The 20,288-nt window shown below is 33.4% G+C and carries 19 protein-coding genes, 2 tRNA genes and 1 pseudogene; 3 read left to right on the forward strand and 19 right to left on the reverse strand.

Annotation, left to right across the window (positions count from 1 at the left end; all coding sequences use genetic code 11):
- Nucleotide 1: 1 nt before the first annotated feature.
- Entirely contained in the window at nucleotides 2-1,192 is a 1,191-nt protein-coding gene (locus EB239_RS13285) for a CdaR family protein (RefSeq protein WP_003870053.1), read from the reverse strand.
- Nucleotides 1,182-2,015, reverse strand: a complete 834-nt coding sequence (gene cdaA / locus EB239_RS13290) for a diadenylate cyclase CdaA (RefSeq protein WP_003870054.1) — start codon at nucleotides 2,013-2,015, stop codon at nucleotides 1,182-1,184. The genes EB239_RS13285 and cdaA overlap by 11 nt, the downstream gene beginning before the upstream one ends.
- Before the next feature lie 141 nt (nucleotides 2,016-2,156).
- On the opposite strand from cdaA, the gene EB239_RS13295 reads away from it, so the two are divergent.
- Nucleotides 2,157-2,816, forward strand: a complete 660-nt coding sequence (locus EB239_RS13295) for a BON domain-containing protein (RefSeq protein ID WP_003870055.1) — start codon at nucleotides 2,157-2,159, stop codon at nucleotides 2,814-2,816.
- 9 nt (nucleotides 2,817-2,825) lie between these two features.
- Here EB239_RS13295 and EB239_RS13300 read toward each other — a convergent pair whose 3' ends face one another.
- From EB239_RS13300 to cwlD, 8 genes and pseudogenes are all read right to left on the reverse strand, one after another.
- On the reverse strand, nucleotides 2,826-3,239 hold the full coding sequence (locus tag EB239_RS13300) for a universal stress protein (protein ID WP_003868505.1): 414 nt from the start codon (nucleotides 3,237-3,239) through the stop codon (nucleotides 2,826-2,828).
- A gap of 88 nt (nucleotides 3,240-3,327) precedes the next feature.
- Nucleotides 3,328-5,520 carry a DUF4129 domain-containing transglutaminase family protein gene (locus EB239_RS13305; protein ID WP_003870056.1) on the reverse strand — a complete coding sequence of 731 codons (2,193 nt, stop codon included), beginning with the start codon at nucleotides 5,518-5,520 and terminating at the stop codon, nucleotides 3,328-3,330.
- The gene (locus EB239_RS13310; RefSeq protein WP_003870057.1) at nucleotides 5,489-6,643 is read right to left on the reverse strand and encodes a DUF58 domain-containing protein; all 1,155 of its coding nucleotides are present in this window, start codon (nucleotides 6,641-6,643) and stop codon (nucleotides 5,489-5,491) included. Before EB239_RS13310 ends, EB239_RS13305 begins: the two co-directional genes overlap by 32 nt.
- On the reverse strand, nucleotides 6,636-7,580 hold the full coding sequence (locus tag EB239_RS13315; protein WP_003870058.1) for an AAA family ATPase: 945 nt from the start codon (nucleotides 7,578-7,580) through the stop codon (nucleotides 6,636-6,638). Before EB239_RS13315 ends, EB239_RS13310 begins: the two co-directional genes overlap by 8 nt.
- Nucleotides 7,581-7,725: 145 nt before the next feature.
- On the reverse strand, nucleotides 7,726-9,162 hold the full coding sequence (locus EB239_RS13320) for an IS200/IS605 family accessory protein TnpB-related protein (RefSeq protein ID WP_003870059.1): 1,437 nt from the start codon (nucleotides 9,160-9,162) through the stop codon (nucleotides 7,726-7,728).
- Nucleotides 9,143-9,562, reverse strand: a pseudogene (locus EB239_RS13325) (MerR family DNA-binding transcriptional regulator). The gene EB239_RS13320 and the pseudogene EB239_RS13325 overlap by 20 nt, the downstream one beginning before the upstream one ends.
- A gap of 64 nt (nucleotides 9,563-9,626) precedes the next feature.
- Nucleotides 9,627-10,259 carry a pyrophosphatase PpaX gene (gene ppaX / locus EB239_RS13330; protein WP_003870061.1) on the reverse strand — a complete coding sequence of 211 codons (633 nt, stop codon included), beginning with the start codon at nucleotides 10,257-10,259 and terminating at the stop codon, nucleotides 9,627-9,629.
- Nucleotides 10,260-10,342: 83 nt separating this feature from the next.
- Nucleotides 10,343-11,023, reverse strand: a complete 681-nt coding sequence (cwlD, locus tag EB239_RS13335) for an N-acetylmuramoyl-L-alanine amidase CwlD (RefSeq protein ID WP_003870062.1) — start codon at nucleotides 11,021-11,023, stop codon at nucleotides 10,343-10,345.
- A gap of 105 nt (nucleotides 11,024-11,128) precedes the next feature.
- On the opposite strand from cwlD, the gene EB239_RS13340 reads away from it, so the two are divergent.
- Complete coding sequence (locus tag EB239_RS13340; protein ID WP_003870063.1) at nucleotides 11,129-12,112, forward strand: LysM peptidoglycan-binding domain-containing protein; 984 nt, start codon at nucleotides 11,129-11,131, stop codon at nucleotides 12,110-12,112.
- A gap of 29 nt (nucleotides 12,113-12,141) precedes the next feature.
- Here EB239_RS13340 and trxB read toward each other — a convergent pair whose 3' ends face one another.
- From trxB to EB239_RS13375, 7 genes are all read right to left on the reverse strand, one after another.
- Entirely contained in the window at nucleotides 12,142-13,089 is a 948-nt protein-coding gene (gene trxB, locus EB239_RS13345; RefSeq protein ID WP_279625645.1) for a thioredoxin-disulfide reductase, read from the reverse strand.
- Between the two features lie 56 nt (nucleotides 13,090-13,145).
- The gene (locus EB239_RS13350) at nucleotides 13,146-13,421 is read right to left on the reverse strand and encodes a spore coat protein (RefSeq protein ID WP_003870065.1); all 276 of its coding nucleotides are present in this window, start codon (nucleotides 13,419-13,421) and stop codon (nucleotides 13,146-13,148) included.
- 15 nt (nucleotides 13,422-13,436) lie between these two features.
- The gene (locus tag EB239_RS13355) at nucleotides 13,437-13,619 is read right to left on the reverse strand and encodes a spore coat protein (RefSeq protein ID WP_003870066.1); all 183 of its coding nucleotides are present in this window, start codon (nucleotides 13,617-13,619) and stop codon (nucleotides 13,437-13,439) included.
- A gap of 78 nt (nucleotides 13,620-13,697) precedes the next feature.
- On the reverse strand, nucleotides 13,698-14,012 hold the full coding sequence (locus EB239_RS13360; RefSeq protein WP_003868493.1) for a MazG-like family protein: 315 nt from the start codon (nucleotides 14,010-14,012) through the stop codon (nucleotides 13,698-13,700).
- 17 nt (nucleotides 14,013-14,029) lie between these two features.
- Nucleotides 14,030-15,550, reverse strand: a complete 1,521-nt coding sequence (locus EB239_RS13365) for an FAD-dependent thymidylate synthase (RefSeq protein ID WP_003870067.1) — start codon at nucleotides 15,548-15,550, stop codon at nucleotides 14,030-14,032.
- Between the two features lie 119 nt (nucleotides 15,551-15,669).
- A tRNA-Lys gene (locus tag EB239_RS13370) sits at nucleotides 15,670-15,745 on the reverse strand.
- A gap of 3 nt (nucleotides 15,746-15,748) precedes the next feature.
- Nucleotides 15,749-15,834, reverse strand: a tRNA-Tyr gene (locus tag EB239_RS13375).
- A 225-nt stretch (nucleotides 15,835-16,059) separates the two neighbouring features.
- Here EB239_RS13375 and EB239_RS13380 point away from each other — a divergent pair.
- The gene (locus EB239_RS13380; protein WP_003870068.1) at nucleotides 16,060-16,833 is read left to right on the forward strand and encodes an exodeoxyribonuclease III; all 774 of its coding nucleotides are present in this window, start codon (nucleotides 16,060-16,062) and stop codon (nucleotides 16,831-16,833) included.
- A gap of 151 nt (nucleotides 16,834-16,984) precedes the next feature.
- Here EB239_RS13380 and EB239_RS13385 read toward each other — a convergent pair whose 3' ends face one another.
- Both EB239_RS13385 and EB239_RS13390 read right to left on the reverse strand, forming a co-directional pair.
- The gene (locus tag EB239_RS13385) at nucleotides 16,985-17,359 is read right to left on the reverse strand and encodes a class II SORL domain-containing protein (RefSeq protein ID WP_003870069.1); all 375 of its coding nucleotides are present in this window, start codon (nucleotides 17,357-17,359) and stop codon (nucleotides 16,985-16,987) included.
- Nucleotides 17,360-17,557: 198 nt separating this feature from the next.
- On the reverse strand, nucleotides 17,558-20,170 hold the full coding sequence (locus EB239_RS13390) for a calcium-translocating P-type ATPase, SERCA-type (RefSeq protein ID WP_003870070.1): 2,613 nt from the start codon (nucleotides 20,168-20,170) through the stop codon (nucleotides 17,558-17,560).
- Between the last annotated feature and the right edge of the window lie 118 nt (nucleotides 20,171-20,288).

The following is a 20,288-nucleotide window of genomic DNA, read 5'->3' on the forward strand; positions in this document are numbered from 1 at the left end:
CCTATTGAATATTAACAGTTACTTTGTCAGGTTTAATCCTAATTATTTGCAAGTTCAAGTTAGTATTTATATTTACAGTTAAAGAATGATCACCCATTGGCAGATTGGTTACGTCTATATATGCGTTAAAATCGGAAGCTGTAGCTCCATTAACTACACTTTCTGGGCCAGATATAGTAATGACTAAATCTGGATTTTGAATTACAACATTTTTGTTGTCTGCTCCTCGTATATCTATATTGCTTATAGTAATCTCTTTAGTCGCTATTTTTTGTATATCCACATATACTTTTGCATTAATATCACTTTTAACAAGTTTCACACCATCTGGCAAATCAAAAGGTACATTTTCAGTGACAGGTTCATTTTTCCCAGAAATATCGATTTGCTTAGTACTTATAGATTTTATCGTATTTAGGACAGTCTCATCACCAGTAATATACACATACTCTGGCAGTACATTTACAGATGCTATCATATATCCTTCCATTGGTTTCCCGAATATTTTAGGAACTACAGGCACACGTATAGATTTATTTACAGGAATATATACTTCAACAAGATTAGGAGTAATAGTAACACCTTTTACTTCTTTTCCTTCTCTGTCAACAGCAACCACTGGAACAGAGATTTTTACATCCTCTTTTTTATAAGAAACATTGACCCCAGCTATCACATTTTTTATAAGATTAATTTTACTTTCTGGTCCAATCACCAATACCTCTCCCGGCGTGGGGACAGCAGGTTGCATAGCATAACCATCCATCACATTGCCAATTACTTTTACAGTAACTGGCATTTGCGTTTTCGCAATATTATCTATTTCTACCTTTATTTCTGACGGATTTATTGAAACTAAGGAGACATTTCTAGGTAATCCTTCCACTGTAACAGGAATGACATTTGTCCCATTAGAATTTACTCTGCTTAAATCTGCAAAAGCTGATATATTCTGGGCTGCTATATTCAGAACATCACTTCGTCTTCCTTTTACTTTTACATTTACCGTATAATTTTTTTCATCTAAAACAATAAGTCCTTTTTTCTCTAAAGTATCGCTATTAATCAATTTGACAGGCACATTGCTTATTTCATAAGGAATTTCTGGATTTTCTTCTCCCATTACATAAAGCCACAGTAAAAAAGCCAATACCAGTGACAGCAATTTTATTGTAAAATCTTTAGTCAGCATGTTTGTTCCCCCATTTTTTCCATACGGGCTTTTTGGTATCTTTTACTTCAAATATGCTCGACAACACCTCTTTTAAAGTTTTTGCATCTAAATGTCTTGAAATCCTGCCATTTTGTGCAAGAGAAATAGTGCCTGTCTCTTCAGAAACGATTATCGCTACCGCATCAGATATTTCAGTAACACCTATTCCCGCTCTATGGCGTGTTCCTAATTCACTACTTAGATTTTGGTTGTCTGTTAAAGGTAAAAAACAACCTGCCGCCATAATCCTATCTCCACGAATTATGACAGCTCCATCGTGTAAGGGCGTATTAGGTATAAAGGTATTTATTAAAAGCTCACTGGAAATTTTAGAATCCATGGCTATGCCAGTTTCAATGAGCTCATTAAGGCCTGTCTCCCTTTCTAAAACAATTAAAGCCCCTATTTTTGAGCGGGACAAAAATTGCACCGCATCGCATATCTCTCCCAAAACCTCTGACATATCTTTTTCCTCTTCATTAAAAAAGAAGAAATTTTTGCCTAAGAACCCGCTCCTACCTAAAGACTCTAATCCACGCCTTAACTCCGGCTGAAAAACAATTAAAAGCGCAATAACTCCTACCGTCATAGCATTTCGCAATATATAATTGACTGTCCTAAGTTGTAGCCATTCGCTCACTTTGGTAATTACAATTAACACAGCAAGCCCTTTAAGCAACTGCTCTGCTCGTGTTTTGTGTATTACCAAAATTAAGCGATACAGGACATAAGCTATTATTAAAATATCTATTACATCGTTAATGCGCATTGTTTTTATGATATCTATAAGTCCATTAAACAAAAAATTCACCTCTCAAGGCTCTGTGGTAAATCGTGTGTACATATTAATTATACAACAAATTTGAATAAAAAATAATTTAAACTGAATTAAATTTTAATTAAAGTGGAAAAATTATTTTAGCAAAAAATAAGGAGGATGAAAATGAATAAAGATAAAATTATAGAAAAAAATATAAAGGAAAAATTAGAAAAGGAAAGGGTGTCTTACGGAGTAGATGTAAATGTCCGGTGTATCAATGGTCATGTAACTTTGTATGGAATAGTAGATAACTTATCCGAAAAAAATCACGCTCAAAAAATAGCAGAAAGCGTAGAAGGTGTAAAAAAAGTAGAAAATAACATAACAATTGCAATAGATAGCAAAATAACAGACAAAGATATAAAACAGGGTGTTTTGAGAAATCTTCAGAACTCCAAATTTCATGAAGAAATAGGAGAATTAGGTGTTGATGTAACCGACGGTACCGTAACTTTATATGGAAAGATTAATAACGCACAGCAAGAAATAGAAAGCATAAGTCAAGCAGCCCAAGCCATGGGTGTCAAAAGTGTAATAAGCAAATTAGAACTTAACAAAGAGCATAAAATAGATGATGTATCTCTTGTAAATTTAGTAGTACAAAAGCTGTCTCGTTATGATTTGAGTTTGCCTGATTTAGTTATTACAGCAAACAACGGGACAGTAACATTAAGGGGATATGTGAATAATTTAAAAGAAAAAGAATTAGCCAATGAAGCAGCTCAAAGCGTAAATGGGGTAAAAAAAGTGATAAATCATATAAAAATTAGAGAGAAGTCATAGAAGGATATGTCATTCTATGACTTCTACTCTTATGTCATTCTTTTCTACTTCTTTTTTCAATGGATTTATCACATCTCCATGAAGTATAACATCCAGAGCAGACCTTAAAGACTTGCCTACTATTATCTCGGTTATATTGTTTTCTTTCGCAAATTCTGCCAGCGTTTTTGAGATTTTTTTACCCACCAAAATAGAAACTCTGCCACCCATTTTTTGTGCTAAATCAAAGAGCTCCAGCAATACTTTGTTTTGCTTTAAATCATTTGAGATGTCGTTGTTTTTGTTAACGTATACAACGCAAAACTCACCATTAGTCTCTTTTGCTCTTTCAGCGCCTCTTTCCACAAGCCTGCGGCAACTTTTCTGCGGGGTTACGCACACCATGATTCTGCTTTTCACGCCAGGCTCGTAACTTAAAACCATTTTAATAAACCCCTTTCAGATGCATACTTTCCTTCCAAATATTATTATATGTTAGTTCTCTAACCTATGTCAAATTCATTAATAAACCTTATATTCTTTTTAGATTTAACTGTCTCTTTTTCTTTAACTCTTTTATAAATTCTTTTAGATAACCTACCTCTTCTTTAGAAGGTGTTTTACCTCCATAAACTGTTTCATTGTATATCCGCGTAACTTCACTGAAACCTATATACCCATTTCCTAACACTCTTTTTTGATATTCCAAAGGAGTTTCTGTATCTAACTTTTTCAAGCCTTTTTTAGCTAAATACTTTACAATTTTTTCATAATAATATATCGCCAAAAACTTATTGTCCAAATTATTAATTTTTTTCTTCCGATCCCACCAATATAAAGAAGTTGTTGTCACTAAAATTACTATCAATATTAAGCCAAAACGTAAAATATTAAATTTATTATCATTGAAAAAAGCAATTTCCTGAGAAGTTGTCTCCGTATTATCACTTTGTTGCAGTTTATCGACTGTGCTATGGGAATCTCTACTCCCGTTATCTGGTTGTAATTCCATATCATTTTCTAAATTTAAGTGATTATTATTTGAGAGGGACATTGGAAATTCTAATGAGGGATAATTAGGTGTTGGTTCAAAAGTAATCCAACCGTAGTCATCAAAATATACCTCTACCCACGCGTGAGCATTAGCAGCGGTAATCCTGTATTTGCCATCACTACTAGGTGCTGACGGCATTCTAAATCCCACTACATATCTTGCAGGAATTCCAATTGTCCTGAGCATAATCACCATTGCCGTCGCATAATAAGAACAATATCCTTTTTTTAGATCGAATAAAAAATAGTCAACAAAATCTCTATCCGAAGGAGTAGGAGGAACATCTAAAGAATAGGGGTATTGCCTTAAATATTCTTCCACTGCTTTTACCTTATCATAAAGAGTTTTTTTGTCTTTTGTGATAGAATAAGCTAAATCTTTCACTCTTTCTGGTAGAAGAGTAGCTGGATAAGACAAATATCTTATTCTTTCTTCGCCTTTTAAAGTCTCGTTACCTTTTTGCCTCAGTGAATTTAAATCAATTTGTGGCTTTAAATAAGTGACAACATAAGGCTCTCCAGTACCATGAGAGGTTTTTGCTCTTAAGTTCAAATTATCAACTTCATAATAAAAATCATAGCTTAGTTTATGAGGTTGCCAAGGGGAAAAAAGAATATCTGACTTAATTTTTAGTGGAATTACTGTGATAGTTTTTACTTCAAAATTTACATTATTACTGAAAGTTGGCGGAATTTTATCGCTGCTTTCTACATACATATACTGTTGTCTGGAATTTTCCCATCTATTAGAAAAATTATCATAAATTAAAGTACTTTTTGAGGAATAAGTATAAGTATCATAGACCATTCCCCTAAGGTAAGTACTTTCATCGGCTTCTACTTCCATTATTAAAAAATTACTCGGTTTCACATTTCCGCCTAATTCATTGGCAAAAGTAGTAAAAACCGTTTCCCCAAACCAATCATCATTAGTGCCTTCGCCATTTCTCCAATCTCTAGTAAAAGGGAAAGTATCATAAAACCAATTATTCAATGTTTCCCACTTAACGGGTTTAAAGTTTTTAGGCATCAATTGAGCACTGATAGAGGTAATAGAAGATAGAAAGATTACAACAATCAAAAAAACTGCAATAGGTGCTTTGGCACTGCCTTTTTTAAAATAGTTCTTTATTCCAATATCTATAAAACAAAGCGTAATATAAACTGTCATATAGAGGTAAGCAGCATCTACATAATTATACCACTGCACAACAAAAAACAATATTCCTGAAAATAAAGTTAAAAACCAACTCCTTATGATAATATTTAATAACGTAATAATCAGTGTTACTATAACAACGGTCATTATAATCATAAAAAATCTATATTTTTCTGTTAAAAGGTCAAAGCCTGGAGGCGAAATTGTATAATTCATATAAATATCCGCCCATTTTATAAAACCATCAATATAAGATACAATACTCACTAATAAGCTGCGATATTTGATAAAAACTATGACATCTATAAGTAAAAGGCTTGTAAGCAAAAATATTATCAGTTGTGGCCTTTTGAGCAAAAAAGCAAAAAATATCACTAATACTATATCTAATAGTAAAAGATAATAGAAAGGATATAAGAATCTAAAGCCGCTAACAGCAGATAATATAACCACAAGAGATAGGGCAATTGTCATAATGTGTTCATGCAAACTCTTTTTTAGCTCTTTTGACATCTTTCTTCCCCCAGAAAACAACTTCGATATCTAATTTGCTAATTTTATCTTCAATTTCTTTTGGGTCATTAACATAATAGATTATTAATTCTCTATTACTGCTTCTTAAATCCGCTAATTCTCCTAAAATTACATTATTCAAATAAGGAGTTATTAAAATAAGAGTCACATCATAGGGAATACTTTTATATAATCTCAAAAAGTCCTCTAGACTTTTTTCGTAAACTGGAAAATTCCTTAAAGAAGCCTCAATAAAATTTTTAAAATCTTTAATCGTTCTTCCTTTTATATGAACCTTACCGGTATTGTAATCTATAACACTTACAGGAATACTATGTAAAAGGCAAAATTTCGCTATAGATAACATGCATTCAGCACAATTTTCATCTATTATTCCTTGGGTATCCATAGCAAAATGGTTTTTATCTAAATCCCACAAAATATAAACTTCACTCATCGCGGATACTTGAAATTCTTTCACATAAAATTCTCTTTTCTTTGCTGACACCTTCCAATGAATCCTTTTAATACTGTCGCCATAATTGTACTTTCTTAATTGCGATATATTAGTATAATCTTCAAAAGCTTTATTTTCCGCCTCTATATTTCCTAATTGTTGTCTTGCCTTCAATTCCACATTTATATTATGAATCCTTGGTAGCACTACAAATTTTAATTTAAAATCATATTTTTTTACTACATTAAAAATTCCAAAAGGATCTTTTATTTCTACTTCAAAAGGTCCAAAAAAATATATTCCTCTTTTTGAAATCACAAATTTTTTTTGTACTTTTTTATTTTTAAAAGTCATAAGATACCATTCTTCTGATTTAAATTTAGCATTTAGAGGAGAATAGTCAATAATTTTAAGATTAAAAACAGGAAGAAAACTGTTGTTTATCAAAGTTATCTCATAAGCTATCTCTTCTCCAACAGTAATTTCATCTTTGTGAGATATAACATAGATATCTATAGAATTTTTTATATGCCTTATATACAGGTAATTCAAAAGGATAAAAAATGCAAATTCATAGACAAGCAAATAAAGTATTTTCCCGCCGGTAAAAATGGCAAAAGCAAAAGAAACTATGAGTAGCAATAAAAGAAAAATTTTATTATGCATATCTTTTTATCACCGGCACCTTTGTGGTATCTACAATATTTTTAATAAACATTTTCTCGTCCAATCCTTCAAATCTTTCTTCATTTTTTAAAATGATTCTATGAGATAACACAGGTACCGCTAATTCTTTTACATCATCTGGTAAAACATAATTTCTTCCTTCGCAAAAGGCCTTTGCCTGAGCAGCTCTCATTAAATTTACAGTAGCTCTTGGACTTGCACCTAACCTCATTGCTTTGCTTTTTCTGGTATTAGCAACTAATGTGACAATATAATTTCTGACTAGATCATCTACATAGACAGACTTTACCTTCACTTGCATTTCCTTTATGTCTTCAGCATCGGCTACTGGAAAAAGAGACTCTAAAGGGTCCTCTCTCTCGAAATTTTTTAAAATCCTCATTTCCTGATATTCATCGGGATAACCTATCTCTATTTTTATCATAAATCTGTCCAATTGAGCTTCTGGCAATCTAAAAGTCCCTTCATATTCAATTGGATTTTGGGTAGCCAATACCATAAAAGGCTTAGGTAAAGAATAAGTAACCCCATCAACAGTTATTTGTCTTTCTTCCATTGCCTCCAAAAGGCTAGATTGAGTCTTAGGAGAAGTTCTGTTGATTTCATCAGCTAAAACTATCTGACTCATTATAGGACCTGGTTTAAATTCAAAGTCGTTCTTTAATTGATTGTAAATAGTTATGCCTATAACATCTGAAGGCAAAAGATCCGGTGTGAATTGTATTCGTTTAAATTTAAGATTTACTGATTTAGCTAAAGCCTTAACTAAAGAAGTCTTTCCTACACCAGGAACATCCTCAATAAGGACGTGGCCTTCAGCCAATAAGGCTATCACCACAAGTTCAATAACTTTTCTTTTCCCTATTATTACTCTTTCTATATTCTCTATAATTTTTTCTACAGCAATATTATCCATTTTTACCTGGTTACCCAAACTGTACAAAACTGCACAGTTTAGATAGCTGGGGTATTTGTAGTCCGCCCTTCAGACTTTCCCAGCCCCAGCAGGCGGTATTTGGGAAAGCCATAGCCCCTGCCCCAAGAAGCAGGGACTCACGCCCTTACGGGTCTCCCCATTTGCCCTGGATTAATAATTCCCTCAGGGCAGAGAAGTCTCTTGGTACCTTCTCAGGAGAGAGTGGCGTTACCACCGCTACCTTGAGAACTTGCCAGAAATTATAGGCACTAAAACTTGTTCCATTCAGAGGTTCTAGCACCCTTCCTGGCTTACTCTCAAGGCTTTGTAAAAATTTTATTGCCTTATCTATTTCCTTTAAATGCTTTTTATTTATATGCTTGTTTCTAACTGTTTTCTTTACATGCTCTTTTAATTCTTCTAATTCATCTACAGTCAATGCATTAAGAAACTTCATATAATTATTTGGCATTTTCTCTTCTTTACCCAATCCTCTTCTTGCTATTACGTAGGCTGCCGCTACATCTTTTGTTATCATATACTGCGGAGAATATTTTAACATTCCTATTATTGATGTATAAGAAGGATTGACTTCTATTACTTCTATCCCTTCTCTTTTTGCTAGTGTTTTTATTTTTGAAAGAAGTGCTCTATAACTAAAGTTATGTCTTATTCTTCTTGATTTCCTCCCTGAAAAGTCTCCTCTTTTACCTTTGTTTTTTATGTCTAATCCCTCAATTACAATTGCTTTTCCTTTTTCTTTTGCTATATTTACTATCTCATGAGCATACTGCCATCTGAAATATTCTTTTTTGTCTTTACTGCCACTTGCAAGCTCTGTCATTGGCATATTCCCATAGCTTATTAGATTCCCTTTTTCATCTGTTTCTGCCCATGATATGTTGTCTGGATATGCATTTACATCTATCCCTATGACTCCTTTTTCTTTTGTTATTTTTATCTCTGGATATTCTTTTTCAATAGCAAAATAGGCATATATATTGCCATTTTTGAGTTTTAATTCTACAGAGTAGGGTATGTTTGATTGGGCAATTTCCTGCAGGAGTTTTCCTCTGCTTTTATTCTTTTTATAACCTGCTTCTATTCTGGCGTATAAGTATTTTCTTTCCCCTACATTTATCCTTAAGAAAGTGCCATTTTCTTTTACTTCTATTCTTGTGTTGAGATTCCCCTTTTTGCTTTTATCTCCTCTTGAATAAAGGTTTCCTTTTCTTCTTTCTTGCCACTTTGTTTTTAGTTTTTTATATTCTTTCCCATTTATATGGCGCTTTTGAAGTTTTTTAAATAAATCTTTCCCTCCAAAAATTACTTTCTTTGGATTATTCCCTAATTCTTTAGAGGATTCTAATGTGCTTCTTGCTTTCATTATTGCATCATCTACGTATCTTGAGTTTAAGTTAAAAATCCCTTGAAGCTCTCTTTTTAGTGTGTTTCTATCATAACCTTCTAAGAGTCTCTTGTATGCAAATCTCATACAGGAAGACCATCTTCTCATTAAATCCAGCACTATTTGTTTGTCATCTTGACTTAAAAAAATAAGTTTAGCCTGTATTACTATCATGTTTTTTACCACCTCTTTTGTCCATAAATTCTTGCTGCAAATGAGGTGACTATTGCTATTAAGTCTTCTGCTAGTTCTTTATTTCATTTACTTCACTTGCTATTTCGGATATGACTTCATACTGACATCCTTGGGAATTAGCATACTCTTCAAGCCTTCTAATTTGATTCTTAAGATATTCTTCTTGTTTCTTTGTGGACACTCTTGCATACAAAACTACTTTAGGTTTTGGTTTTCCTTCCAGCATGGCTAATAACTTCTCTATATCTTTTTTGTACCTTCTTCTTCCTTTTGCTGTTCTAACTGGGGTTATTAATCCTTCCTTTTCCCAGTTTATTAATGTAATTCTGCTTATATCATATAGCTCTTTAACTTTTTTATAGTTAATAACATTTGTCATCATCTAATTGAAATTACATCATTTTTTACTATTAATTTCAACTGTTTTTACCTCCACCATATATTCAAATTATTTTTAGAATTTCTAACATATCATTTATGACATAATCCGGTTTTGCTTCCTCTAAGAGATTAAACGGCAAGATTGTCCATTTAACAGCCGCACTTTTTACTCCAGCATTAGAAGCACATAATATGTCATAAGGACTGTCTCCCACCATTAAAGTCTCTTCTTTATTAGCATTGAGTAGTTCCAAAGCTTTTAAAATTGGATCCGGATTTGGCTTATGTTTTTCTGTGTCCTCTAATGCCACAATTACCTTAAAATACTTTTCCAAGTCAAAAATCCTTAACCCCCTTATAGCCAATTCTCTCCTCTTAGATGTAACTATACCCATTTTTATTCCATTTTTATACATGAGTTCAAGGGCTTCTTTTACATCTTTTCTTATTTTGGTATATTTATCATGATTAAACTCATTGTATTGTCTATAAGTATCCAGCATCAATTCCCATTTATCTTGGCTAAATCTTTTTAAAGTTATTGGAAGAGGTTCTCCAAAGTAAGGAGTAACGTCTTCCGGTTTTATGATATATCCTAAATGCCGTTCAATTGTGTATTTAAAAGACTCAATAATAAGTTCATTGGTATCAATAATCGTTCCATCTAAATCGAAAAGTACTGTTTTTATCCCCATATTATCTCCCTTCATAAATTCTCTTCTTCTTTTAGTATACAAAAAAAATCACTTCATAACAAGACATGAAGTGAAAAATTTTGCTATTCTGAAACTTTTTGAAAATAATGTATTAAACCTTTATATATTGCCCAAGCAATTTTATATTGATACTTTTCGTCATTTAAAAGCTTTTCCTCTTCTGGATTCGACATAAAGCCACATTCCACAATAACTGCCGGCATTTTAGCGTTTCGCAAAAGGTAATAACTATTAGAACTTTTAGCCATCCTGTCGTTATCAGGATCTAACGTATTTCTTAACTCTTGTTGAATAAGTTCTGCTAATAGTTTACCTTTTTCAGAATTGTTTTGATAAAATACCTGTGCCCCTTTGTATTTAGATTGACTAAAGCTATTTAAATGAATACTAATTAAAACATCTGCTATTACTTCATTTGCTTTTACCACTCTATTTTTTAAATCCTTTGAAAGAGAACTATCTGACAAAGTGTCGTCTTCCCTTGTCATCACTACAATACCACCACTTTCTTCAATAAGTTCTCTTAATTTTTGAGCAATCTCAAGATTTAACTCATCCTCATCTTTTCCATATTTTCCAGGTTTCCCAGGGTCTGGTCCTCCATGTCCCGCATCTATGACAACAACTTTATTCATTATTGGAACAGTTTTAAAAACAGAGATATAATACCCTTTTTTAAAACTATATAACCCTACTATTAAACTTACAATTAGTAAAAACATCATCCACCTTTTAAATACCATGTCCCCATCCCCTTATCTTTTAGTAAAAATTATTCATCTAAAAAAGTTTATATGTCACTTAATAATAAAATCCACATATTATGATTAAAGGAAGGGGGTAAAAATATGGTCACTTTAGAATTCACATACGTAGTACAACCAGGAGACACGGTATTTTCAATTGCTAAAAAATTTAACACCTCAGTTGACGCTATAATCACAAGAAACAACATTATAAATCCATCTTTAATATATCCTGGACAAAGGCTTATCATTCCAGTACAAGGAAGTTATTATACTGTCCAACCTGGAGATACTCTATATCTTATTGCTCAAAAATTTAATGTTCCTTACGAAGCTATCATTTATACAAATAATCTCACATACCCTTATACCATATATCCGGGTCAAAAGCTATTCATCCCTGGAGCAAAAATAATCGCACCACAACCACCACTACCTTCACCACCTCCCGCGCAAAAGCCTTGTCCAACTTATTACACAGTACAGCCAGGAGATACTTTATGGACTATAGCACAAAAATTTGGAGTATCATTGGAGGAGCTAATTAAAGCAAACTATTTAATAAATCCAAATATGATATACCCTGGGCAAATATTAATAATTCCTTGTCCCACATCGCCACCCATTGAATATCCCACACTAAAGATTGGAGATAAAGGACCCTTTGTAGTAAATCTCCAAGCAAGACTAAAATCTTTGGGCTTTGACCCTGGTCCTATTGATGGTATCTTTGAAAGAAAAACAGAAGAAGCCGTAAAAGCGTATCAGCAAAGCAGAGGGCTTCCAGTAACAGGAATTGTCGATAATGTGACATGGAATGCACTCTTGTTTGGAACTCCTCCTGTTACTACCCCTACACCACCAGGAAAAGTTTATATAGTAAAACCTGGTGACACTTTATGGAATATAGCAAAAACCTTCAATACAACAGTAGACGCTATATTAAAGGCAAATCCAGATATTAAAGACCCTAATTTGATTTATCCCGGTCAGAGAATTATAATTTCTACATCTTCACAGGAAGTAGCCTATAACCAAGAAGTACAAGAAATAAATGCAGAACAAGAAGAAAGCAAAGAAGAATAAAGTCAAAAAATAGTCAGGAAAAATCCTGACTATTTTTTGACGCTGTCTATATATTTTTCTGCTACATAAGCCGCTGTTGCGCCATCTCCAGCAGCCGTTATAACTTGTCTTAAAGATTTATGCCTTATGTCTCCAGCTGCAAAAACTCCAGGTATATTTGTCCTCATATCATCATCTGTCATGATATATCCATATTCATCAAGGTCTACTATGCCTTTCACCAATTCTGTATTAGGAGCATAACCAATAGCTACAAAGACACCATCTACGTTTAGTGTGCTTTCTTCACCTGTTTTAACATTTTTAAGTTTGAGTCTTTCTACTCCATACTCTCCTTCTACATCAACTACTACAGTATCCCAAATAAACTCAATTTTTTCATTTGCGAAGGCTTTTTCCTGTTCAATCTTTGTAGCTCTAAGTTCATTTCTTCTATGAATTATATAGACTTTTTTTGCAAATTTAGTAAGGTATAACGCGTCTTCTACTGCTGTATTTCCTCCGCCTATAACTGCCACTGTGGCATCTCTGTAAAAAGCTCCGTCACAGGTAGCACAGAAGGAGATACCAGCCCCTATAAATCTATCCTCATTTGGAACACCTAACTTTTTAGGTGTAGCGCCCATCGCTAAAATAATAGCTTTTGCTTCATAAGTTTTATTAGAAGTCTTAACTTTCTTTACATCTCCTGTAATATCTAGGCTCTCAACATCTTCATTAACAATCTCAAGGCCGTGTTTTCTCACCTGTGCCTCCATCTTGGCAATAAGGTCAGCACCACTTATCTCTTCATAACCGGGGTAATTTTCTAACTGATAAGTATTTACTATTTGCCCTCCCAGATAAGTTTTTTCAATAAGTACCGTTTTAAGCCTTGACCTTGCAGCATACAATCCAGCAGTAAGTCCCGCAGGACCTCCTCCTAAAATAATTAGATCGTACATAATAAAATCACTCCTCCTTTGAAAATAAAATATAATAATGGAAGCAGTAAAAACACTACTTCCATTATTATATCACAAACTTTTTATATTTACATCATCCCAACGGGTTGTCTAAATTTGTTCCTTGCCTCTTGTATATCCTGAGGTGGAGCCGGTTTGACAGGATACCATCCTCTTTGATTTATAGCATTCCAAACTGTCCTTTGATCTTCTAAAGTAGAATTTAAAAGATTGATATATTCTCTTCTTATGCTTTCATTTGCAGACTCAACTGCTGCATGGCTGAACATTTCTATTGCGAATTTGTAATTGCCCAGTACATTCATCATAATATCCTTGTCACTAATTTGCGTATTTCCATACATATTTTTACACTCCTCCTAACTTAAATGTTTTAGCAAAGAATTGAAATTGTTTTGACATCTATCTGCAAGATTTTGGCATAAAGCTTTAAGCTGTGGGTCTTGACATCTTGTAGCATAATCGTTTAAAGTTTTTGCCATATTTTGTTGTAATGATAAAATATCATCCAAATAAAGTAACTCCTTGTTTGAAAGTTGCATATTTATCCTCCCTTCTTAGATTTCATTTTTAATATGCGCACAAAAATAAAAAATATGCAGAGTTTTTCTGCATATTTTTTATTTTATATACCCTTTCCTTTTTAATTTTTCGATATGTTCTTTAAGTTTTTCTTCAATATTTATATTATACTTTTCCTCCAAGACAAACATCATTGAAACTGCGACTTGAGCAACATCTAAAAGCTCCTCTGAAATTTTTTCCATTATCTCTTTTTCGCTTAAAGTGACATTTTCTCCGTTTAAACCTCTAAATTTTCCTATAGCTTGTGCCAATTCTCCTGCTTCTTCCATTAATTTAAGGGCAGTAGATTCCAGTGAGGGTGTCAAATTATTAAGCTTTGGCAAACTTATTTCTTTAAAACTGGTTTTCATGATTTCATCTCCATCTTTTAAGCTTTTTTTCGCCTTGCCATAAAGGTTGCCAACTGGGGCGCTACTTCCTTAATCAAATCAAGCATCTTAAAAGAAACATTCCTTATATCCCACTGAGCTTCATTAGTGCATCTCAAATTTGCAAAATGATCAAAAGCCCATAAATCCGCATTCATAAGAACCAAGCGTTTGTGTGCATTTGTTACCACGTAAGGACTTACTTCAGGCAATTTTTCTTTTAATTCTATAAATAATTCCTCTGAAGCCTTTATTGCTTCTATTAAAATTTCGGAAGCCTTCGCTTTTTCGATATTTGGAGGAATAACAAAACCATTTTCAATTGTCGGTTCACCGCAATCAAAGACAATAGTTCTATGCCTTAAAAGCTGATGCCAATTAGCTTCACTTATCTTCAGTTGAAATTTAAATCTAACCGATTTAAATGCCTCCATTAAATGGTCAAATTCCCCTATATCTTCAACTGCCTGCTGCAAGATTTTACTTTTCCCCTCTTCGTCCATCTCCTTCACTGTTTTTCTCACCGCTTCAAAACTTTTACCTGAATATGTAAACAAAATATGCATAATTACAATATCTACCGGAGAATATTCACTATCTTTCCCTGTATAGTCTATTAAAATGACATCCTCATCTGAATTTGATAATTCATCTTCCCTTACAACACTTGCTAAATTCTTTAATCTATCGTGAACTTTTAATTGATAAACAGTAGGAGTTGTATGTCGTAACATGCTTGGTGCAATTTTTTCCCCTTGTTCTACTATTCTTTCGGCTAATAACTTTGCCTCTTTAGTAGGATGCGCGAAAAGTTTTCTCACTATATCCTGTAAATCTAAGGCATTTAAAGCTACTGCAAAACTTGTCTTGGTAGCTAAAAGAAGTGCATATCTCGCATCTTCAAAGGCAATTTTACTAATCCTATTGTAAAACCTTTCTTCACTTTCCCCCTCTTTTTTCTCTTCTGCCCTAGCTAAATATTCTGTCAAAACTTCTACAAGTTTTTCATAGGCATCATAGGAGTTGTTCCAGACTTTTAAAAACTTTTCTTTCAAATCAGGCTTTCCTTCTAATTCTTTTGGTATCACTACTTTATCTCTTGTAGGCTTTTGATACCTTTGGCTCCACTCTATAAAGGCAGGCCGCCTGTTCATAAGTTCAATATCCCCTGACAAAAGCCTTGAAACATCTTCCACGCACAGGTGCATTAAATGCTGCTCAGCAATAGAAGAATGTCCAAATCTTTCAACCCACTTTTCGTGAAATTCTTTCGCCTTTTGTATTGCTTTTTCTAAAGGTATGTTATGTTTGGGTATGTAGTCAGTTATGTTTAAATCTCCATCTGTCAAAGACTCAAGTATATTAAGCCTCCAGCTGGTATCTCTTCTACTTACCTTCGAATTTATAGGTGGAATGATAAACTCCGGCAATGAATGTATAAAATAGACAGGTCCGTATACGTCTGTCACAAAATTCTCTAAAAGCTTCTCCTCTTCAGGTGTCAATTTTCTCATTTTCATGTCAAAAACTCCCTTCAAAATTATAAAACCAACCTTCTCGACATTTTATATTATTATACCATAAACTTTTGAGGTAAAAAACAAAAAAACAGTTATCACTGATAACTGTTTTTTACAACTGGTGACCCATCCGCGACTCGAACGCGGGACACCCTGCTTAAAAGGCAGGTGCTCTACCTCCTGAGCTAATGGGTCATATGGTGGAGGGAGATGGATTTGAACCATCGAAGGCGACAGCCAACAGATTTACAGTCTGCCCCCTTTGGCCACTTGGGTATCCCTCCACATTTTTAAAACAATAAAAAGTTTTGCTTGAAGCTTTAACAAAAACTACGTAGCTTATTTTATCATATAGAATTCTATTTGTAAAGGGCTTTTATGCAGTTATTTTTATGTAAAAATATGTAAACAATTTTGGAATTTGATTTATTTTTGTTTTTCTATATAATGAAGATAGTAATCACATAGTTTTTAATTCATAGCAACTCAAAAATATTGGAGGAAAAAATATGAAATTTGTTTCATGGAATGTAAATGGCTTACGGGCCTGCTTGCAAAAAGGGTTTATGGATTATTTCAAAAAAGTAAATGCTGATATTTTTTGTATACAAGAAACCAAATTACAGCCCCATCAGACAGGCCTTGAAGAACTTAATTTAGAAGGTTATTACGCTTTTTGGAACTTTGCTGAAAAGAAAGCTTATTCAGGAACTGCTGTATTCACAAAATATAAACCTTTATCCGTTAACTACGGAATAGGCATCCCTCAACATGACAACGAAGGAAGAGTTATAACGCTAGAATACGAAAAATTTTACTTAGTAAATACCTACACTCCTAATTCTCAAAGAGGATTGACAAGACTTTCTTACAGAATGGAATGGGAAGAAGACTTTCGAAATTATTTGCTAAAATTAGATTCCGTAAAACCTATAATTTTATGTGGAGATTTAAATGTAGCCCATAAAGAAATAGATATAAAAAATCCATCTGCTAATAGAAGAAATGCAGGTTTTACAGATGAAGAACGTGAAAAAATGACAATGCTTTTAAACTCCGGCTTTATAGATACTTTCAGATATTTTTATCCTCATAAAAAAGATGCTTACACCTGGTGGTCTTATATGAGAAATGCCAGAGAAAAAAACATCGGTTGGCGAATTGATTATTTCATAGTTTCTCAAAGATTAAAAGATTATCTTATTGATGCAGAAATTCATTCTGATGTAATGGGTAGTGACCACTGTCCTGTGGTTTTAGAAATAGATGATAAATTAATATAACCATAATTTAACAACTCCTTCTGAAAATTTATAGAAGGGGTTGTATTTTTATAGCAAACTCTAAAGAATTCATTGCACTCTCTCCTCTCCTTAAATTAGCAACAAAGGGCTTTCATCTGGATAAATTTAAAGATGAAAGCCCTTTGAAATTTTACTCAACTTCAACTTTCTTGCTATTCTCCCACAAACCGTGTATATTGCAGTAGCTTGCCGCATAGATTGTTCCTGATTTTTCAACTTTAAACTTTATTGTCAAGTCGGGTTCTGTAAACACTCCATACTCTCCGTGAGATGTAAAATTGTAATTACCTATTTCCACAGGGAATTTATCTCCTTCACCATGGAAATACACTTTAATCCATTTAATGTGGTGTTCCAATGTATTTGGATGTGGAATTTCTTCTCCTATATTGACTCTTAATTCAACTACTTCTCCTTTTTTTACCTTGTCGGAGATATGTATGACAGGTACGTGCTTCTCTCCTTTCCAATCTCCACTTTGATATAATGACCCAAATTTCTCCATAAATATCCTCCCCACTTTTTATTATTTTTTTTATTATACCACAACTTTATCCAATATCAAAAAGCTTAAAAAATTTTATATTTAACAAAAGATTATAAACTAAATATCTTCTTTTAAAGGAAAGTCGCAATGTAATAATACAAAGTCTCAATTAATAATATCTTAAGAAAAGATTGAAAAATGGATTTGAATATAACCTTACCTCTTGTTTTTAAAAAATTTAACTACCTCCATTACTAAAAGAGGTGTAACTGACATTGCAATAATTATATCCCAGTCATAAACATTAATATTCCTAAGTCCAAATATAGTGTTTAAAGGAGTTACAATTAGAATAACCTGTAACAAAATTGCCACTATCAAAGCAAAAATCATGTATTTGTTTGTAAATAATCCTACCTTAAAAATGGATTTGTCCGACCTTACATTTAAAGCTTGAGCAAGCTGCGATAAAGTCAACACCGCAAAAGCCATTGTTCTTGCAGTCTCTATATTTTGCTTAAGTCCTATAACAAAAGCAATTAATGTGACCGACCCAATTAACATACCTTCAAGCGGTATTCTATAGGCCAACCCTCCTGCGAAAATGCTTTCACCTTTTTGTCTGGGTTTTTTCTCCATTATATCATTTTCCGGCGGTTCAAATCCAAGAGCAAGAGCTGGCAGGCTATCAGTTATAAGGTTCACCCATAGTATATGTATGGGTTTTAAAGGCATCGGCATGCCTAATATTGTAGCAATAAACAGTACAACTATTTCACCTAAATTACAGGTTAATAAGTAATGGATAGCTTTTTTTATGTTTGCAAATATGGTCCTGCCTTCTTTTATTGCTGCAACTATTGTCGCAAAATTGTCATCAGTTAAAACCATATCTGCTGCTTCTTTTGCAACATCGGTACCAGTTATACCCATTGCAACTCCAATATCCGCCTGTTTAAGGGCAGGTGCATCATTTACACCATCGCCTGTCATTGCTACCACAGCACCATTTTTTTGCCACGCTTTTACAATTCTCATCTTGTGCTCAGGAGATACCCTTGCAAAAACAGATATTCTTTTTATCCTTTCCTTTAATTCTTCATCAGAGATTCTGTCAAGGTCTTCGCCTGTTACTGCTTCATCATTATCCTCAAGAATTCCAAGCTCCCGTGCTATCGCAGAAGCCGTTATCTTGTGATCACCCGTTATCATAACAGGTTTTATTCCTGCTTTTTTACATATTTCAACTGAATGTTTGGCCTCCAATCGTGGTGGATCTATCATGCCTATAAGCCCTATAAATATCAAATCTTTTTCCATTTCATCGCTGTTCAAATTTTTAGGTATTTCTTTGATATCTTTATAAGCAACTGCAATAACTCTTAAAGCTTCTTTTCCCATTTCTTCGTTAATAGAACTTAACCTATTCTTTTCTATTTCATCAAGCGGTAAAATTTTATTGTCTTTCAAAATATACTTACATCTTTTTAAAATATTGTCAGGTGCTCCTTTGGTAATTAATCTAAAGTCCTCTTTATCCATAATATGTATTGTTGACATCATTTTTCTATCTGAATCAAAGGGTATTTCCGCAATTCTTGGAAATTCTTTTTCTATATCGGCTTTTTTTAAGCCTATTAAATCATTTAGCGCAGCAACAATCGCAACTTCCGTAGGATCGCCAATCCCTTTTCCTTCCTCATCTATAAAAGCATCAGTGCATAATGCAGCATTTTTTAAAAGGAAATAGTCCTCCTGTTTCACTTCATCTTCTTTTACATTCACTTTTCTATCGTTAATATAAAGCTTCACAACTGTCATCTTGTTCTGTGTAAGGGTTCCTGTTTTGTCAGAACAAATAACACTTGTACTGCCAAGCGTTTCTACAGCCGGAAGTTTCCTTATTATCGCATTTTTCTTAATCATCTTTTGCACGCCAAGTGCAAGCGTAACAGTTATAATAGCAGGGAGTCCCTCAGGAATCGCTGCAACAGCAAGGCTTACAGCCGTCATAAACATATCAAATGCTGGTCTTTTTTGAAGTACTCCTATTGCAAATATTATTGCGCTTATGAGAAGCGCAGCTGTTCCTAAATATTTGCTCAATTCTTCAAGTTTTAATTGAAGTGGCGTTTTGACATTCCTTTCGTTTTCTATCAAACCGGCTACTTTCCCCATTTCGGTATCCATACCTGTAGCAATTACAATAAATTTACCTCTGCCGTAAGTAACCGTAGTACCCATGTACACTAAATTAAGCCTATCTCCTAAAGGTATATTTTCATTTTCTATTACAGTATCAACTTTGTCAACAGGTACTGATTCACCAGTTAATACTGATTCATCTACTTTAAGGTTTTTAGCCTCCACCAATCTTCCATCTGCAGGTATGATATTTCCTGCTTCTATTAATACTACGTCTCCTATTACAAGAGAAGATGCTTCAACTTCCATTACTTTCCCATCTCTTATTACTTTTGCAAGAGGTTGAGACAATTTCTTAAGAGCTTCAAGAGACTTCTCAGCTTTGTTTTCCTGAATTGTTCCTAATAATGCATTTAAAATTACAACAACTAATATTATACTTGCATCTGTTGTCTCTCCAAGAAAAAAAGATATAATTGAAGCAATAATAAGAATTAACACCATATAATCTTGAAACTGTTCAAGAAATAATGAAAATATTGATTTCTTTTTCTTTTCTTTTAAAGCATTTTTACCATATTTAAATAACCTTTCATTAGCTTGCTCTTGTGTCAAGCCATTTTTATCATCAGTTTCTAATTCTTTTTTTATCTCTTCTACATCCATATTCCAATATCTTTTCATTAGCAGCCCTCCTTTAAAAATTTTTGCAAAATAAAATAGACCTTTACTTTGTAGTATCCCACAAAGTAAAGGTCTCACTCGCATTTTTTGCTCAATCAGCCGGGCAAAGCCGTCATGA

Origin of the sequence: Thermoanaerobacter ethanolicus JW 200, assembly GCF_003722315.1 — a bacterium.
Classification (GTDB): Bacteria; Bacillota; Thermoanaerobacteria; order Thermoanaerobacterales; family Thermoanaerobacteraceae; genus Thermoanaerobacter; species Thermoanaerobacter ethanolicus.

Coding starts and splice junctions, on each gene's coding strand:
- EB239_RS13350 (WP_003870065.1), bottom strand. CDS start 13,421: ATGTATGGAAATACGCAAATTAGTGACAAGGATATTATGATGAATGTA.
- EB239_RS13355 (WP_003870066.1), bottom strand. CDS start 13,619: ATGCAACTTTCAAACAAGGAGTTACTTTATTTGGATGATATTTTATCA.
- EB239_RS13340 (WP_003870063.1), top strand. CDS start 11,129: ATGGTCACTTTAGAATTCACATACGTAGTACAACCAGGAGACACGGTA.
- EB239_RS13390 (WP_003870070.1), bottom strand. CDS start 20,170: ATGAAAAGATATTGGAATATGGATGTAGAAGAGATAAAAAAAGAATTA.
- EB239_RS13285 (WP_003870053.1), bottom strand. CDS start 1,192: ATGCTGACTAAAGATTTTACAATAAAATTGCTGTCACTGGTATTGGCT.
- ppaX (WP_003870061.1), bottom strand. CDS start 10,259: ATGGGGATAAAAACAGTACTTTTCGATTTAGATGGAACGATTATTGAT.
- EB239_RS13360 (WP_003868493.1), bottom strand. CDS start 14,012: ATGAAAACCAGTTTTAAAGAAATAAGTTTGCCAAAGCTTAATAATTTG.
- EB239_RS13320 (WP_003870059.1), bottom strand. CDS start 9,162: ATGATAGTAATACAGGCTAAACTTATTTTTTTAAGTCAAGATGACAAA.
- EB239_RS13305 (WP_003870056.1), bottom strand. CDS start 5,520: ATGTCAAAAGAGCTAAAAAAGAGTTTGCATGAACACATTATGACAATT.
- EB239_RS13295 (WP_003870055.1), top strand. CDS start 2,157: ATGAATAAAGATAAAATTATAGAAAAAAATATAAAGGAAAAATTAGAA.
- EB239_RS13315 (WP_003870058.1), bottom strand. CDS start 7,580: ATGGATAATATTGCTGTAGAAAAAATTATAGAGAATATAGAAAGAGTA.
- EB239_RS13300 (WP_003868505.1), bottom strand. CDS start 3,239: ATGGTTTTAAGTTACGAGCCTGGCGTGAAAAGCAGAATCATGGTGTGC.
- EB239_RS13310 (WP_003870057.1), bottom strand. CDS start 6,643: ATGCATAATAAAATTTTTCTTTTATTGCTACTCATAGTTTCTTTTGCT.
- EB239_RS13385 (WP_003870069.1), bottom strand. CDS start 17,359: ATGGAGAAATTTGGGTCATTATATCAAAGTGGAGATTGGAAAGGAGAG.
- EB239_RS13365 (WP_003870067.1), bottom strand. CDS start 15,550: ATGAAAATGAGAAAATTGACACCTGAAGAGGAGAAGCTTTTAGAGAAT.
- EB239_RS13380 (WP_003870068.1), top strand. CDS start 16,060: ATGAAATTTGTTTCATGGAATGTAAATGGCTTACGGGCCTGCTTGCAA.
- cwlD (WP_003870062.1), bottom strand. CDS start 11,023: ATGGTATTTAAAAGGTGGATGATGTTTTTACTAATTGTAAGTTTAATA.